The sequence below is a fragment of the Actinomycetota bacterium genome, assembly GCA_030019255.1.
In the GTDB taxonomy this organism is placed as follows: domain Bacteria; phylum Actinomycetota; class Geothermincolia; order Geothermincolales; family RBG-13-55-18; genus Solincola_A.
Window position 1 is genome coordinate 168,132 of record JASEFK010000003.1, and the last position, 14,621, is coordinate 182,752.

12 protein-coding genes and 1 tRNA gene are annotated in these 14,621 nt (G+C 66.3%); 6 read left to right on the forward strand and 7 right to left on the reverse strand.

Translation table 11 applies throughout. The features are described 5' to 3' along the window. Positions 1-499: 499 nt before the first annotated feature. From QME84_03740 to QME84_03750, 3 genes are all read left to right on the forward strand, one after another. Positions 500-1,189 (forward strand): response regulator transcription factor, encoded by a 690-nt coding sequence (locus tag QME84_03740; protein ID MDI6873380.1) that lies wholly within the window; start codon positions 500-502, stop codon positions 1,187-1,189. A gap of 263 nt (positions 1,190-1,452) precedes the next feature. Beyond that, positions 1,453-1,527 (forward strand) — tRNA-Val (locus QME84_03745). A gap of 551 nt (positions 1,528-2,078) precedes the next feature. After that, complete coding sequence (locus QME84_03750) at positions 2,079-3,083, forward strand: hypothetical protein (protein ID MDI6873381.1); 1,005 nt, start codon at positions 2,079-2,081, stop codon at positions 3,081-3,083. Between the two features lie 205 nt (positions 3,084-3,288). Here QME84_03750 and QME84_03755 read toward each other — a convergent pair whose 3' ends face one another. The 7 genes from QME84_03755 to lexA form a co-directional block, all read right to left on the reverse strand. After that, a complete protein-coding gene (locus QME84_03755; protein ID MDI6873382.1) occupies positions 3,289-4,701 on the reverse strand; it encodes a hypothetical protein in 1,413 nt (470 codons plus the stop codon). 141 nt (positions 4,702-4,842) lie between these two features. Then, positions 4,843-6,468: a hypothetical protein gene (locus QME84_03760; protein ID MDI6873383.1), complete on the reverse strand. Its 1,626-nt coding sequence runs from the start codon at positions 6,466-6,468 to the stop codon at positions 4,843-4,845. 279 nt (positions 6,469-6,747) lie between these two features. Beyond that, positions 6,748-7,632 carry a hypothetical protein gene (locus QME84_03765; protein ID MDI6873384.1) on the reverse strand — a complete coding sequence of 295 codons (885 nt, stop codon included), beginning with the start codon at positions 7,630-7,632 and terminating at the stop codon, positions 6,748-6,750. A 295-nt stretch (positions 7,633-7,927) separates the two neighbouring features. Continuing rightward, entirely contained in the window at positions 7,928-10,099 is a 2,172-nt protein-coding gene (locus tag QME84_03770; GenBank protein ID MDI6873385.1) for a CehA/McbA family metallohydrolase, read from the reverse strand. A gap of 649 nt (positions 10,100-10,748) precedes the next feature. After that, on the reverse strand, positions 10,749-12,050 hold the full coding sequence (dinB, locus tag QME84_03775) for a DNA polymerase IV (GenBank protein ID MDI6873386.1): 1,302 nt from the start codon (positions 12,048-12,050) through the stop codon (positions 10,749-10,751). Between the two features lie 13 nt (positions 12,051-12,063). Next, entirely contained in the window at positions 12,064-12,315 is a 252-nt protein-coding gene (locus QME84_03780; GenBank protein ID MDI6873387.1) for a DUF6504 family protein, read from the reverse strand. A gap of 303 nt (positions 12,316-12,618) precedes the next feature. Continuing rightward, positions 12,619-13,284 (reverse strand): transcriptional repressor LexA, encoded by a 666-nt coding sequence (lexA, locus tag QME84_03785; protein MDI6873388.1) that lies wholly within the window; start codon positions 13,282-13,284, stop codon positions 12,619-12,621. A gap of 292 nt (positions 13,285-13,576) precedes the next feature. Between lexA and QME84_03790 the strand changes: the two genes are divergently transcribed. The 3 genes from QME84_03790 to QME84_03800 are packed head-to-tail and all read left to right on the forward strand — an operon-like array spanning position 13,577 to position 14,602. Beyond that, positions 13,577-13,735, forward strand: a complete 159-nt coding sequence (locus QME84_03790; GenBank protein MDI6873389.1) for a hypothetical protein — start codon at positions 13,577-13,579, stop codon at positions 13,733-13,735. Between the two features lie 52 nt (positions 13,736-13,787). Beyond that, complete coding sequence (locus QME84_03795; GenBank protein ID MDI6873390.1) at positions 13,788-14,162, forward strand: STAS domain-containing protein; 375 nt, start codon at positions 13,788-13,790, stop codon at positions 14,160-14,162. Between the two features lie 2 nt (positions 14,163-14,164). After that, positions 14,165-14,602, forward strand: coding sequence for an ATP-binding protein (locus QME84_03800; protein MDI6873391.1), 438 nt, complete (start codon positions 14,165-14,167; stop codon positions 14,600-14,602). The last annotated feature ends 19 nt before the right edge of the window (positions 14,603-14,621 follow it).

A 14,621-nucleotide genomic window follows, 5' to 3' on the forward strand; every position in this document is an offset into this window, starting at 1 on the left:
TCAATCTCTGCTCCTCCGCTATCCCCGCAGCTCAAGAAACAAGGGAAGCCTTCTTCGTGACGGTTTCCGCTCCTCAACGCCTCATGAGTGGGACTCGGACAACAGGCGGACAAGCAGCGGACGGGTAGGAGAGAGTTCACGGTTTACGGGCGGGCACCGATCTGGAGGGCAGGATCTGGAGGAGAAAAACAAGGGGAAGCGAAAAATCATCAATTACCTCACGCGCGACAGCGTGTATCAAACGGCGACGCTGGGAGGAGAAAAGACAACCGGAACCATTCCAGTTATCCCGCGCTCGCCAGTATACGAGCGCATTAACCCCGGAAGGAGGAGAGCAAGGGAACCGGAACCTTAGTACCGTTCCCGGCTTAATAGAGGATGTCCCTTTTCCGATTATATTCATGGTGTACGGTAAGAAACCCGGGGAAAACAAGCGGACCCCCTCCGGGGGGCGAGTGCCATAGACGTCAAAGTGGCGATGGCCGGGGGAGGAAAGGCCATGGCGGGCAAGAGGATTCTCATCGCCGACGACGATCCCCATATCCGCCGGCTCATCTTCGAGCTGCTGACGGCGGAGGGCTACCAGCCGCTGACCGCCGAGGACGGCGAGGAAGCCCTGCGCGTGTGCCGCGAAGAAAATCCGGACCTCATCATCCTGGACATCATCATGCCCAAGGTGGACGGCATGGAGGTGTGTCGGCGCCTGCGCGATGAAACGGCGGCGCCTATCCTGTTCCTCACCGCCAAGGACGACATCACCGACCTGGTCAGCGGGCTGGCCATCGGCGGCGACGACTACATCACCAAGCCTTTCAAGGGAGCGGAGCTCATCGCCCGGGTGAAGGCCGCCCTGCGCCGCGCGGACATGGTGCGGGACTCCACGGAAAAGGAGGAATACATATCCGTGGCCGGCCTGGAGATCGACAGGCGGCGTCGGGAGGTGTCCGTGGACGACCGCCCCGTGGAGCTGACCCAGACGGAGTTCGACCTCCTGTGGCTCCTGGCCAGCCATCGGGGCACCGTTTTCTCCCGCAAGGAGATCGTCAAGGCCCTCTGGGGTTACGACGACCCGGGCATCTCCCGGACCATCGACACCCACATCGCCCGGCTGCGCAAGAAGATCGAGCGCGATTCCTCCAACCCGGAGTTCATCAAGACGGTCACCGGGGTGGGCTACAAGTTCTTTTGAACCGCTTCTGGATCGCCCAATCTGCTCGCGGAGGGAATGAACGCCCCCACCAGGAGCCTTCGTGGTGGGCCGTAAATCCTTCCAATCCGCCTCAATTCTAAAATACCACCCTGGTTGCGATCGCTCGAGAGGATGCGAACAGGAAGGAGACATGAACTTCGGATGGAGGGGCGAAAGGATAGGGGCGATGTGTTCACTATGTAGTGGACCAGGACAACACCTTCTAATCCGGAGGCGATTCTGGTAACATAAGGGGTTGCAACGGGCGCTTAGCTCAGCGGGAGAGCGCTGCCTTCACACGGCAGAGGTCGAGGGTTCAAATCCCCCAGCGCCCACCAGGAAACGGGCTTCCAGCCACGGGGCTGGGAGCCTTTTAAAAACGAAGGGTACCGCATGGGCGTACCGGGTGTGTTCGTCCTCCGCCGTCCAGTGATCCATGATCACCTCTGAGTTTCCCCAGATGAGGTATTCTCCTTTCCGCCAGTAGAAGCCGTTCTTGAGCTCCGGTACGATCCGGATTATCTTATAACGCCGCATTTCGCCGCTCCCCCCCGGGGATGTCTCTAATAAACTCATTGCCGCACCGGGCGTCGGGAGCCCAGGCCGTATCCTCGCTAAATACGTTCCATTTCCCTTTCGCCACTTTCCTTCCATGCTCTCGTTTTCGGGAAAGCCCATGGTCCGTTTAGTGGTGAACAGCCGGGCCCGCGCTCGAGCCTTTCCGGTGCACCCCGGTCAGCTCTTAAGAATATGCCGCCGCGGAACGATAAAAGATACGTTACCGGGCGGTTATCAACCTGGACGAGGGATGATCATGGCTGCAAAATGTCCTTCCTGCGGAGTTCCCCGCATCATCTCCCGAACGCACAGGTGGGAAAACGGATGCATTGTGAACAGGGCCGACGGCAGTGCCAACTTCAGCATCTACGAGGCCTCCTTCCACAATGGCGTCTTCGAGGAGCTGGAACGCCGCCTGGGTTCCACCATAAACCGCATGGTGTACATCGCCGGAAGAATTGCCGCCGCGGAGATCGCCAGGAATCTCTTCACCGCCAAACCGGCCGCCCAGAGGCTCATCTTCAGGACTCCCCTCTATCGCCTGACCCAGAAATGTCTCCTACTCTTCACTCGCTCCATCGGCATGGGCCGCATCGAGCTGCTGACCCACCGGCGGGGAAAGGAGGGGGCGGTAAGGGTGACCGATCCCTTCCATCTGGCCCACTGCACTGCGGTCATCCTGGGAGGACTGGACGTGATGTACGGATTCCCGGTATCCTTTACCGCCCGGGTGGAAGGTGAAAGTTACATAGGTGAGCTCATTCCCGGAAAGAGGGATTCCCTGGGCAGTGACGAAGCGTACCGCCGGTTGACCTCGGAGAAACTCCTTCCCTCACCATTGCGGGAGAAGATGTCGTTCTCCCCCTGCCGGCGTTGTGGGGCCCCCTCCGAACTGGGGCAATCCTTTTGTTTCGATCTCGAAAGCGGTGTCATCACAGAGAGGGAAACCGGCGACCGCCACATCTTCTATGGTCACCAGTCACTCCATGCCATATTGCGGGAATTCGAGCTCGAGCTGGGCCCTGAGGTAAGGGACCTCTTCGTGAAGGCGGAAAAGGACAGCTTTTCCGCCAAGCTGGCAGGAAATACGGATTACGATCTAGCTTGGAGAATAGAAACCCTCCGCCCCTACCTGGCCCTGCGGGGGATGGGTTTCCTGTCCCATCTCGAGGATGGCAGGGACGGAGCAAGCCTTGAGGTCTTAAACGCCTTCGTGCCCACGGTGGTGGTGGGGCGGGTGGCGGCCCTTTGGGAAAAACACAGGGGGAAGCCAGCAAGGTACGCATACAGGACGAAAGGGAGCACCCTATTGCTGCGCATCACCCCCACGACTTGATGCTCGCGTCGCCTGATGTACGACCCTCCCCCGGCGGGCGATGGAAGACGGCCGGCGTACAATTTTTCAAACCGCACGTATTCCCTTCATCCATAAAGATTCGAAAGTTCCGCGGTACGCTTGATGCTGAAGGCTGCGGCCCGGGCGGCGATCGCCAAGATGGTCATAAAGATTCGAAAGTTCCGCGGTACGCTTGATGCCCCGCTTAGTCGGGATGGAGGAGGGGGAGGAGTTCCGCGGCCTCGTCCAGCCAGGCGCCCTCCAAGCAGGAAGCTGCGTTGCGGTTCAGCTCCCGGGGAGAGGAAAAGGCCGCGTGGACGACGCGACCCCTCTCCAGGACCAGATGACAACAGGTCTCTCCCTCCGGTCCCTCGCAGCGCCCGAACCCCCGGCCGCTCCCATGCCGTCCCCGAGGTGCCTCCCAGGGGCCCTCAAGGGGATGCTGAAGCAGCGCTTCGATGATGGCCAGGGAATCCCCCACCTCCCCCGCTCTTACCTCCACCATTCGCCGCAGCGTTCCCTTCTTCCCCGCCGTCACGCGAGGAGACCAGCCGGGAGGCATGGAGAACGCCGGATCCTCCGCCCGTGCGTCCCATCCGCTTCCCAGGGCCCTGGCCAGGGGACCCACCCAGGCCTCCCATCCTTTCCAGGGTCCGCCGCACGCCGCCGTACCCGTCCCGCGTTCCCCGCTCCTCCCCTCCCGCGGAAGCCGGGCCAGGCGTCTCTCCGCCCAGCGGGGAGGGGAAAGAGCCGCCAGGCGCCGGTATAACCCCGCCCATTGCCGGCCCATATCTTCCATATCCTTCCATAATTCGCGGACTACCCTTTCCGCCACCCCGTTCCGCACCCCTCCGGGAACCAGCGCCTCCGCTATTCCCCTCCCGCCGGTCACCGTCCTTTCCAGCTCCGCGATCCCTTCACCCCAGCGCTTTAACCTTCGGGAGAGTCGAAACCGCCCGGAGAGCGCCGCCGCCGCGAAGAGCCAGGAACAGTGATATCGCATCCGCAGTAGCTCCAGCAGGACCGCGCGCACCGCCCGTGCGGAAGGAGGGACTGCGCATCCACGACCCTCCTCCAAGGCCAGAAGGAAAGAAAGAAGGAGGGGCAAATCCCCGCCCAGCGCTTCCCGTGCCCGTTCCGTCTCGCTCCCCGCCTTTCCTCCCCGGAGGCGCAGTGAGGGAGCCATGCGCAGGCACTCGATCACCCGAAGCACGCGCCCTCCCGCCGTCTCCACCAGCAGCTCCCCTCCCGCGTAGGGGAGGCAGCTCCTGGCGGGCTCCTCCCTTTCGCCGCGGCTTTTCCCCACACCCGGTACGCCTTCGCGGCTCGCCCGCCGAATGCTCCCCTCGCAGCCGACCGCCCCGTAGAGCAGCTCCAACCACCGGGCAGCGGAGGGGAAAAAGGAGGACGCCTTCTCCACCAGCCCTCCCCCTTCCCGTGAGAGCAGGTGAAGGGTCTTCCCCTCCCGGGGATCGAAGAAATGCAGGGATTCCCGTCCCACGGGGTCCACGTCCGCCATGAGCAATCGGAGACCCCGCTCGGCCAGGAAACGCAGCCTGGCCTCCCTCTCGCCGCCCGCTTCCGTCAGCCATACCCCGCGGGAAATGCCCTCTTTCAAGATTACCTCCGGGAAAAACCCGCTCCCAACCATTTCCGCTCCCGCTCCAGCAACCGCAAAGCACGGGACGGATTCCCGCCGGGGGAAGGGCCCTCCGCAGGATCGCCGAAGGCCGTTACCGCGTTGCGAGCGTTCCCGCCTTCAGCGCAAAAGGACAAGGGTCATCGCCCCCCACCAGCCCAGGAACATCGCCACTTCCGCTGTCACCGCCGCCAGCACCCAAACCCTCCCCCGACACCGGAAAGGATAAGGATAAGGCATGAAGCCCACCGGCGTCGCGGTGAGGGCCTTAGATCCTCGCTCCCCGTCGGGCATCCCGGTCGTTCCCCGCACCCGCGTCCCCCAGAGGAGTCCCAGCCCCGCCAGCACCAGTATGGAAGCCCAGGCAAGCGAACCCCAGGAGGAAAAGGGCACCTCCATGGGCAGGCCGTACTCCCGCATGAAGAGGTCCACCACCCGCCCCGGGTAGACCCCCACCAGGACAAGAACGGCAAGGAGCGGCAAAGAAACCGCCGCGGCAACCCAGGCCGGCGCGCCGTCCGCTTCACCGCCGGGCGCGAGGAGGGTCACCGTACCGCCCACCAGAAAAGCCAGGACCACGACCGGCCAGCCCAGGAAGAACACCGCCCCACTTCCGCCCGCATGACCCTCCACCAGGGAGCTCCCCGCCATCCACAGGGAACCGAAGCCGGCCAAGGGGGGAATCCCCAGGAGCGCGGCGCCGCCGGCCACCCCCGCCCACCGCCGCCACCCTCCTCCCTCCGAGGCCTCCAGCAGCAGGAGGGCGGGAATCCCCGAAAGTAACACCAGCCTGGCCGCCGCCGCGCCGCCCTGCCCTCCGCCGGAGAGGGAGAGGGCGAAGGCGCCCCCCAGGCAGGCCGCCACCCATCCCCGCACTCCTCCCCGGTTCGCGGAACGCAAAAGGGACAGGGCCGAGGAGGCCAGTACGGCGGAACCCACGCCCAGCATCACCCACTGCCATTCCCTGCCCGGGGAGAAGACCACCCGGACGGCCAGGAAGAGAAGGTACCCCCCGAGGACGGGGTTTACCACCTGGAGGTAGGGCAGCCGGTATGCCCTCCCCCGCCCGGAGAGAAAGGCAGCGCAGGCGTTGAGGGGAAAGACCCCCAGGCGCAGCAGGGCGGCGGCCAGCATGAGGACGAAGGCGGGAAGACAATCAACCTCCGCGGCGGGAAAGGAGGAGAGAAGTAGTCCCCGGGAGAGGCCCTTGAGGGCCATGAGCAGGACGGACAGGGCCAGGCAGAGGTCCGAGGCCAGGAAGGGGAAGAGCGCGGCCCAGCTTCGCGACCGTTCCCTCCCCGCCCGTTCGACCAGGAGGGCGGTGGCCGCCGCACACCAGGTAGCCAGGGCGCACCCGGCGGATAGGAGGATGAGATGACCGGAGAGCGCGGCGGTCATGGCCCCGGCTAGGGAGAGGTGGCCGAGGGCGCTGAGAACCCGCCGCTTCCGGCCCTCCGCCCCCTCCCTTCCGGCGAGAAGGAGCAGGGAAAGGGGCCCGGCCACCGCCAAAAGGACCAGGAAGACAAGGTTTACGGCCGTAAGGGTCCACCACCCCCAGCGGAAAGGTCCGGGGCCGACGTGCCTCTCCCACCCCCGGTAAGCCAACACGAGGAGCGTGGAGGCGGACAGGAACGACCATATGGATGGAACATATTTCCATCTGCTCTCCCCGGCGGGCACCACGCTCATCAGGGCCGCCACCAGAGCAGCCGCAGGCATGAAGGGAAGGAGGTAAACGGCCTTCATCTTCCCGAGACCACCCCCTTTCCCCCAACTGGTGGGTTACCCCCCAGTCGTGTCAGGACGTTCTTCTTCGCCATCCCCGCCACCCCATTCCGCGCCGTGATGCCCTCCGAGGGCCGATCTTAGAACCGCGACCACCATCCTCCGCGACGACGCCCTGGTCACGGCCCGAAGGCGGCCATGGACCCCCGGACCCGCGTTTCCGTCCCCGGGTCGTGCCGCGGCGCGTAAGCCGGCCCCGGACGCGTTCCCGGAACCCGGAAACCCCCTTCGGCCCTTTTCTCAACCCAGGGCGGAGGCGCCCACCATGAGGGCCAGGGAAAGGAGGGCGGGGACCGCCGCCCACCATTGCGACTTTCTCCTCCCCACCCGGCCCCAGCGGGAGAAACCGGCGCGCAGAAGGATGCTCAGCAGGAGCCATCCCAGCGTGGCCGGCAGCCAGAACGTGTATCCGCCGTTTCCCTCCCCAGGGTACCCCAGGAAGAGGACCGGGAAAACGGCCACCAGAAAGCCCCGTTCCGCGGCCCGCAGGCAGCGGGCCGTCAAGCCCTCGTGTCCTCCGCCCGGAAGGATAAGCCCGTTCTCCCATCCGGGATCACCCAGGACCAGTAGAACGGCGGAGAAGGCACCGGCGCCCAGGGCCGCGGCCACGGCGAGGCGGCCCGGTCCTTCCCAGAGGGCCAGGGAGGCGAAGAGGTGCTCGCCCTGGAAGGAGCGCAGGGAGATGTCCGGCCCTCCAGGGTAACGGAGGGAGGCAGCGGCGAGCAGGAACAGGAAGGTGGTGGCGCGCAGAAACGCGGTGCGGAAGGCAAGGGGTAGAAAGGCCTCCCCCCTCCAGGTTCCGGCTTCGCGCAGCGCGGCCAGGGGCAGCGCCTCGGCGGAGGCGAAAAGGAGGGCCAGGACCAGGAGGTTCCCCCTCGCCCCGATCAGCGACAACACGCCCAGGCCGAGGGCCACCAGGGAGGTGGAGAGGAAGAAGCCGGCCTGGGGAGACCACGTCCACCCGCCTTCCTGTCCCTCCAAGCCTACTCCGCCCCCGTCAGCGGGTCCTCCGAGGATGAGCTCCGCGGCCTTCCGGTCCAGGAAGAGGAGCAGGCTCCCTCCGGCCAGAAGGGTGCCCAGGCCCGGAAAGAACAGCAACCTCAGGACGTCCAGGACCGTCCGCATGACCACCATCCGCTCTATCCGCATTGAGGCTCGGCTACGCCCTCGTCTACCCCCGCAAAAACGGGGCGCGATTCCGGCGCGGCCAGGGTTTTCCCGGAGCCTCATCCCGGCCTCACCCGCGTCGCGCCCCGGTGCGGCCTAATTACGACCTCGCCTCCCGGCAGCCGGACGGGGCTGGACCACGCCCAGTGGCCGTCATCCTGCTCCAACCGCAGACGCGGGGAGGCCTAGCGCATACCCGAACTCCGGGTCCTGCCTCGATACAACCCACGCCCCTCCCACCTGACGCCTCAGCTCAAGCCGTGGCGCCGCCATTCCCCAGCAGCCAGATGGGGCTGGACCACGCCCAGTGGCCGTCATCTTGCTCCACCCGCAGGTAATAGAGCCTATCCCCTTCATACCCGTCGGTCAGCCGGAATCGGGCCTCCATCCCGCCCGAGGAGGACCAGGCCACGCGGAAATCCCCCCTCACCCCGCGCACCAGCTCCACGCGGCGCAGGGGCGCCGTTCCCAGCACCCTTCCCTCCAGTGTGACCGAGCCCGAGGGATAGTACTCCGTGCCCATGGGAAGCCCGTCGGCGTAAAGCTCCAGAACGATGCGGGCTCCCGTGGTGCCGTAGACGCGCCGGTTCCAGAGTGCCTTCCAGATCTCCTCGTCGGTCAGCTCCTCCGCCCACACGGCCGTCAGCCCCCGGGGGTACACGTCCACAGGATGCACCCTCTCGTTCACCGCGTAATCGTGGCGGTCGCTCCCCGCCACCACCCCCAGCCGGAGGCCAGTGGCCAGGGCTTCCTGGTAATAGTTACCATATCCGGGCGGGACCCGGTCGTCGCGCAGGGAGCGGGGGAACCAGCCCCGCGGGTTACCGTGGGTGACCGGGTAGGGACCGTCATATTTCTCGGATGCCCCGTGCATGCTGTAGATCTCCACCAGGCGCTGCTGCTCCGCATCCGCATCCCACCAGGTATAGGCTGGAGGAATCCTCATCCTCACCATCTTGGCCCAGTTGAAGGGGAGCACGAACACCCGTCGCCAGGAGGTGTGGTGGGGGACCACCAGGGCATGATGGCCGCGCAGGCAATCCCTCAGCTTCGAGGGGTCGTCGCTCTCCGGGCTCAGCCAGCCGTAGACGCGGGGATCCCTCTCCCAGGGCGCGAAGTAGACGCCCCGGTGACCGTAGCGGTGGTCGGACCACTCGTAACCCAAGAGGACCACGAACTCGCCGGGCCGGTTGAACTCGTCCCGCAGCTCGCGGATAAGCCTCCATTCCTCCTCCCTCCCCGAGGGCTCGAAGACCTCCATGGTGTCGTGCATGGTCACGGCCGCGAAGTCCAGGCCCTCCTCGTCCCGTGCCGCGCGGTAGAACTCCCGCGGCTCGAGGTTCCCATCGCAGAGGCAAGTATGCACGTGGAGGTCCCCCCAGAAGAGGCGCATCCCGCCGCCGAAGGTCACCGGGTTGCTCTCCCCCCGCAGGGAATCAGAAGATGCCCGCAGCCGGTAAACGCCCGGGTTGGCCAAGCGGTAGGGAACGGTGACCACCCCCCGGTTCCGGGGAGTGAAGACCACCTCGCGGGCGACCTCCATGCCCGGCGGAGGCTCGATCCGCGCCGCTCCCGCGAAGGTAGGGTCCACGTCGCCCCTGTGGTCCACGGCCCGGAGGTAAATCCTGCCAACACCCTCCCGGTCCGGGGAGGAGAGGACGGGCTGGAGAGCCGCCGCCTCCCCGCCCACCGCCTCCAGGACCGGGCTGCGCCCGATGTAGCGGTAGAGGCCCGAGGCCCTCTCGTCCACCTCCACCGCCAGGTCCACCCGGGAGGGATGGGCGGGAACCTTCCACCCCCGGCTCCCGCGGCTGCGGTCCCCCAGGAGGACCAGGATCTCGTCCCCCTCATCCAGGCGACCTCCCCGCACCCGGAGGCGGATCTTCCTCTGTTCCAGGTAGAGGTATCCCACGTCCAGGGGGTCCAGCCTCACGCCGCAGCGCCGCAGGAACTCCCGGCCCAGGAAGCGCAGGGCGCCCCGCAGGGGGAAATAACCCTGGGAAGCCACCTCCAGCCGGGCCCTGCCCGAGGTGCGCAGCTCGCAGCGGTAATAATTGGGAAGGCGGGGGTAGCGGTTCTGTATGAGGCCCCAGCCGTGGGCGTAAAGAAAGGCGGGCCTTTTCCCTTTATTACCAAAATCTACCAAACGGCATATGCCGATCTTCAAGCCCCCGTCCTCGGAGATGCCGCCCGGACCGCAGCGGAACCTCAGGGTGACCTCTGCGTATCCCGAACCTGCCCGTAACATAGCAGGCTCCAGCTCCGCCTCCCCCGGCGCGGTGTCCTTTGAGGGGGCGGGCTTGCGGCCGGACCGGAAGAACTCGGGATCGTAGAGGTAATCCATGATCCCGAGGAACAGGATGCCGGTGGCCGCTCCTGCCAACCCGGCCACGGCCTTCAACAACCTGCGCCACGCCTTCCTCATCCCGGCCCCCATTCCTTTCTCTTTCCCTCCCGCCCCCACGGACAAGGTTCCACGGGGTACGGCCAGCCCGGCCACGGCCTCCAACGCCCCTGTCAACAACTTCCCCATCCGTCGCTTCCTTGCCCTTCCCCACCCCTCCCGCTCCGCCGCACACGGGTTTACCGGGGATATTCTACCAGCATGGGAAAAGCCGAGTCCTTTCCAACCAGCCCGTCCGAGGGAAACCCTACCGGGAGGGCAGGGGCGAGCGAACCGGCCACCGCTCCAGGGGGGAAGTAAACCCGGTCCTTTCCATCCGGAAAGACAAGGTGCAAGGTTTAATCGGGACGGAGGCTCGGCATGACGACCCGCCCAGCCTTCCGGTTCTCCATCCAGAAAGAGAAAGTGCAAGGTTTAAAGTTCTTGCTCCCGGGGAGCGGGAATCGGGAACTTTCTGGCGGCCGGGAGCCACCTTCTTCATACCCCGGTCTCGACGGGCAAGGACCTCCACGGGCAACGTGAAATCGCGCATCCTGGCCTAAACGTGGATGCCCAGGAAATCCTCTCCCGGACGGGCTTTCTCCGGGTTGGCGCATTCCCGGCGGGCCGGCTTTTTCCCAAAAAGGACAAGTGGGCCGCGTCGTACCGTGCACGGCCGCGCGCGACCGGATCAACGGGCCAGGTTCATGCCCGAGAGGGCGAAATCGCCCAGCAGGGAGGCGCGGGTGACCACGTCCTCCCCGTAGCGGTCGCGGATAGCGTCCAGAACGGCGGTGAGCCTCTCCTCCCGGGAGTCCAGGCACTCCCAGATGGTGACCTGCCTCCCCTCCTCCTTGCGGCGCAGCTGGGACACGGAAACCCCCACCGTGGTCACCGGCTCCGTCCACAGCCCCGAGGAGGCCTCCCGGCGCAGAAGGTCCCGCGCCGCCGCGTAGATCGGCGAGGTGAGGTCGGTGTACTCGGCCAGGCTGCGGGCGCGGGCGTACCCCAGGGCGTAGCCCACGCGGAGGCGGAGATTCACCGTCCTCCCCAGGTACCCCTCCCGGCGCATGCGGCGGGTGACGGCGTCGCACAGTCCCAGCAGGGTGTTCTCCAGGTATTCAAGGTCCCGGGTCCCGCCCCGCAGGGAGAGGCTGTGGCCGAAGGACTTTATCCCCTGGTCCTCCCCGCCCGCCCTCACCGGGCTCCCGTCGCGACCGTGGGCCGCCTCCCAGAGCAGGCGCCCCACCACGCCGAACTTCCACTCCAGCACCTCCCGCGGCGCCCGCGCCAGGTCCCCCACCGTCTCCACGCCCATGGCCCGCAGGTGGCGGCGCATGCGCTCCCCCACCCCCACCAGCCGGTCCACGGGCAGGGGGGCCAGGATGTCCGGGAGCTGCTCGGGGGTGATCAGGGTCAGGCCGTCCGGCTTCCGGAACTCGGAGGCCATCTTGGCCACCAGCTTGTTGGGCCCGATGCCCACCGAGGCGGTCAGCCCCAGCCGGCGGCGTATCTCCCCCTTGAGCTCCCTCCCCAGCCGGAGGGCCTCCTGCCAGTGCCCTTTTCCCGGCGGCCGGGATCGCAGAAGGGGGGTGAGGTCCACGAAGACCTCGTCTATGGAAAAGACTTCCACGCGGTGGGAAAGCCGCTCGCAGAGGCGCCGGATGCGCCGGGCGTTGTCCAGGTACTTGGGGATGTCGGCATGCACGAAGCAGGCGTGGGGACAGCGGCTCCGCGCCTCCCACACCGACATGCCCGCCTTTATCCCCCAATGCCGCGCCTCGTAGGAGGCGGTGGCCACCACCCCGTGGGTGCAGAAATCGCTGGAGGTGTGGCAAACCACCAGGGGCCGGCCCCGGTACAGGGGCACGTCCCTCTGCTCCACGGAGGCGAAGTAGGCGTCCATGTCCAGGTGAAGGACGCACCGCCCCTCCACCGCGGCCCGCCCCTGGTCCGCGGCGCGCAGAAGCCCGTGCGCCACGTACTGGGTCATCTCCCGCCTCCACCTATCCCTCGCCGTGCACCCGCACCAGGCTCCACCTCATGCCGTCGGTGGAGAAGCGGAGCTCGTAGACCTCCGGGGTGTCGCTCATCACCGAGTAATAGAGCTCCAGGTAGCGCCCCCTGAGATCCCGGTAGGTTCCCAGCACCCGGCGGACGCGGTACCGGCGTCCGCGCCAGAGGAAAGCGGTGGGCCGCAGCCTTCCCCCGCGGAAGACCGCCGCCACGTCCACCGGTTCCTCCACCAGGGTGACCATGGCATCCCTCCCCGTCTCCAGCCGCTTTCACGCGGCGCCTGGCCTTTCCTTCCACATAACGTCCGGGCCGCGGAACCCCATCCCTCCGGAGGGTCTCCATCGTCCCGCGAAAGCCTCTGGCCGGGCCTGCCCGCGGCTAGTCCCTCGGCATCACGCCGGGCTGGGGCGGCCCTCTCCCGCCCCGCGGTCTCCGGAAGGCCCCCCGCCGCTCCGCGAAGGCCCCCTCAGGGACGCGAGGAGGGCTTGCGCCCTCCTTGGAAACGTTTTCCTGTTTCGCCCGCGCTCCGTCGCGCGGGCCCCCCTTCACACCCTCTCCCGCAGCAGGGAGACCACCTTTCCCACCACCCTCAGGTCCGCCTCCCCCTTCCTCACCCGGATGGGCTCGTAGCGGGGGTTGGAGGCGTGGAGCTCCACCACCTCCCCCCGGCGCCGCAGGCGCTTCACGGTGGCCTCCCCCTCCACCAGGGCCACCACTATCTCCCCGTCCTCCGCGCCCGGGTGGGGGTCCACCACCACCAGGTCCCCGGGGTGGATACCGTCGCCGATCATGCTGTCCCCCCTCACCCGGAGGAGGAATCGCCCCCTCCCTCCCCAGCGGCCGGGGACCGGGACCCATTCCTCCACCTCCTCGGAGGCGTAGCGGAGGGGGCCCGCCGGGACCTCGCCCACCAGGGGCAGGTAGGCCACCCCGCCCCGGAGGTCCTCCCGCACCTGTATGGCGCGCGCGCCGGGCGCCCGGGTTATGAAACCCTTCCTCTCCAGGGCCTCGAGGTGGCGCAGGGCTCCCCGGGTGGAGGAAAGGCCCAGGGCCTCGCAGAGCTCCCGCACGCTGGGCGGATAGCCCCTCCTTTCCAGGGTGGAGAGGACGAACTCCAGGGCCTCCTCCTGGCGGGGCGTGAGGCCCCTCCTGCCGCCTCCCTCCCCGCGGGCGAGGCGGGACCCTCTCCGCCGGGATGCCGGTCCGGCCATCTTCCTTCACCCCCCTCCCATTATAGTAAACATTTGTTTATCCGTAAACACCCGTTTAGGGATGAATTTCCGCAGCGGGTTTCCGGTCCGCGCTCTCCGGCATCTCTCCCCGTGGGGCGCAACCCCCCTCGCAAGGGGCGACATCCGTGATAGAGTAGGAAGAAAGGATACTTTTCTCCCCTTGCCGTACGAGAAACAGGTTTTAAACCTCCGGCGGGGGGGTAAATATTTGGTGGACCTCGCCGAAGCGGGACCAAGGTGGCGTTTCCGAAGAAACAACGGAGGTGAAAAAATGGTGCGGGGGCCTCACGGTCATGAGAAGACAGGCGTCGAAGTGCTGCGGGTTCTCTGCCCGAAGTGCAACAATCGGGTATCCATAGACCCCGGGGAGGACAAGGCCAAGTGCGCCAAGTGCGGTACCGTGGTCAAGCGTCCCTCCCGTCCCCGCTGAGGGACCCCCGCTTCTTCGACCCCCGGGCCGTCATCCCGTACGTGAAGAAGCCATGGCGAACGACGAGGTAAGGGAAGGAAACGAGCTGGACATCGTCCTTGAGGACGTGGGCGACCATTCCGTCATCGTCCTTTCTGGAGAGGTGGACGTCTACAGCGCCCCCAAGCTGCGCGACACCATAAGGAACCTGGTGGAGGAGGGCCGCTATCATATCGTGGTGGACCTGGAGAACGTGGCTTTCCTGGACAGCACCGGCTTGGGAGTCCTGGTGGGGGGACTGAAAAGGGTGAAGCACCACCAGGGCGACCTGGGGATAATCTGCAACCAGGAACGCATACTGCGCATCTTCCGCATCACCGGTCTCACCAAGGTCTTCACCATCTATCCCTCCCGGGAGGACCTCCTGGCGAACATCAAGGGGGCGTGAGCTTGTCCGGAGACAAGAAGGTGGCCTTCGAGCTGGAGATCCCGGCGAAAGCCAAGTACATCAGCTTGGCGCGCCTCTTCGCCGGTTCCATCGCCCGCCGCATGAACTTCAGCGAGGACAGTGTGGACGACCTCAAGATAGCCGTCTCCGAGATGTGCACCAACGCCGTGGTCCATACCGGGAACGGCACCGCGGATAAACCCCCCATAAACATCCGCTTCATCGTGGGGGAGGAATCCCTGACCATCGAGGTCCAGGACCAGGGCCCGGGTTTCGACCCCCGGTGCGTGCTGGAAAGCCAGCCCTCCGAGCTGCTGGAAAAGGGGTTCGGCATCCCCCTGATCCGCAGCCTGGTGGACGTGTTCGAATGCCATTCCAGCCCGGGGGGAGGGACCAAGGTCAGCATAACCAAGTTCCTGCCCGGCAGGGAGAGGCGTTAATCCCCCGCCGGGGCCCGGA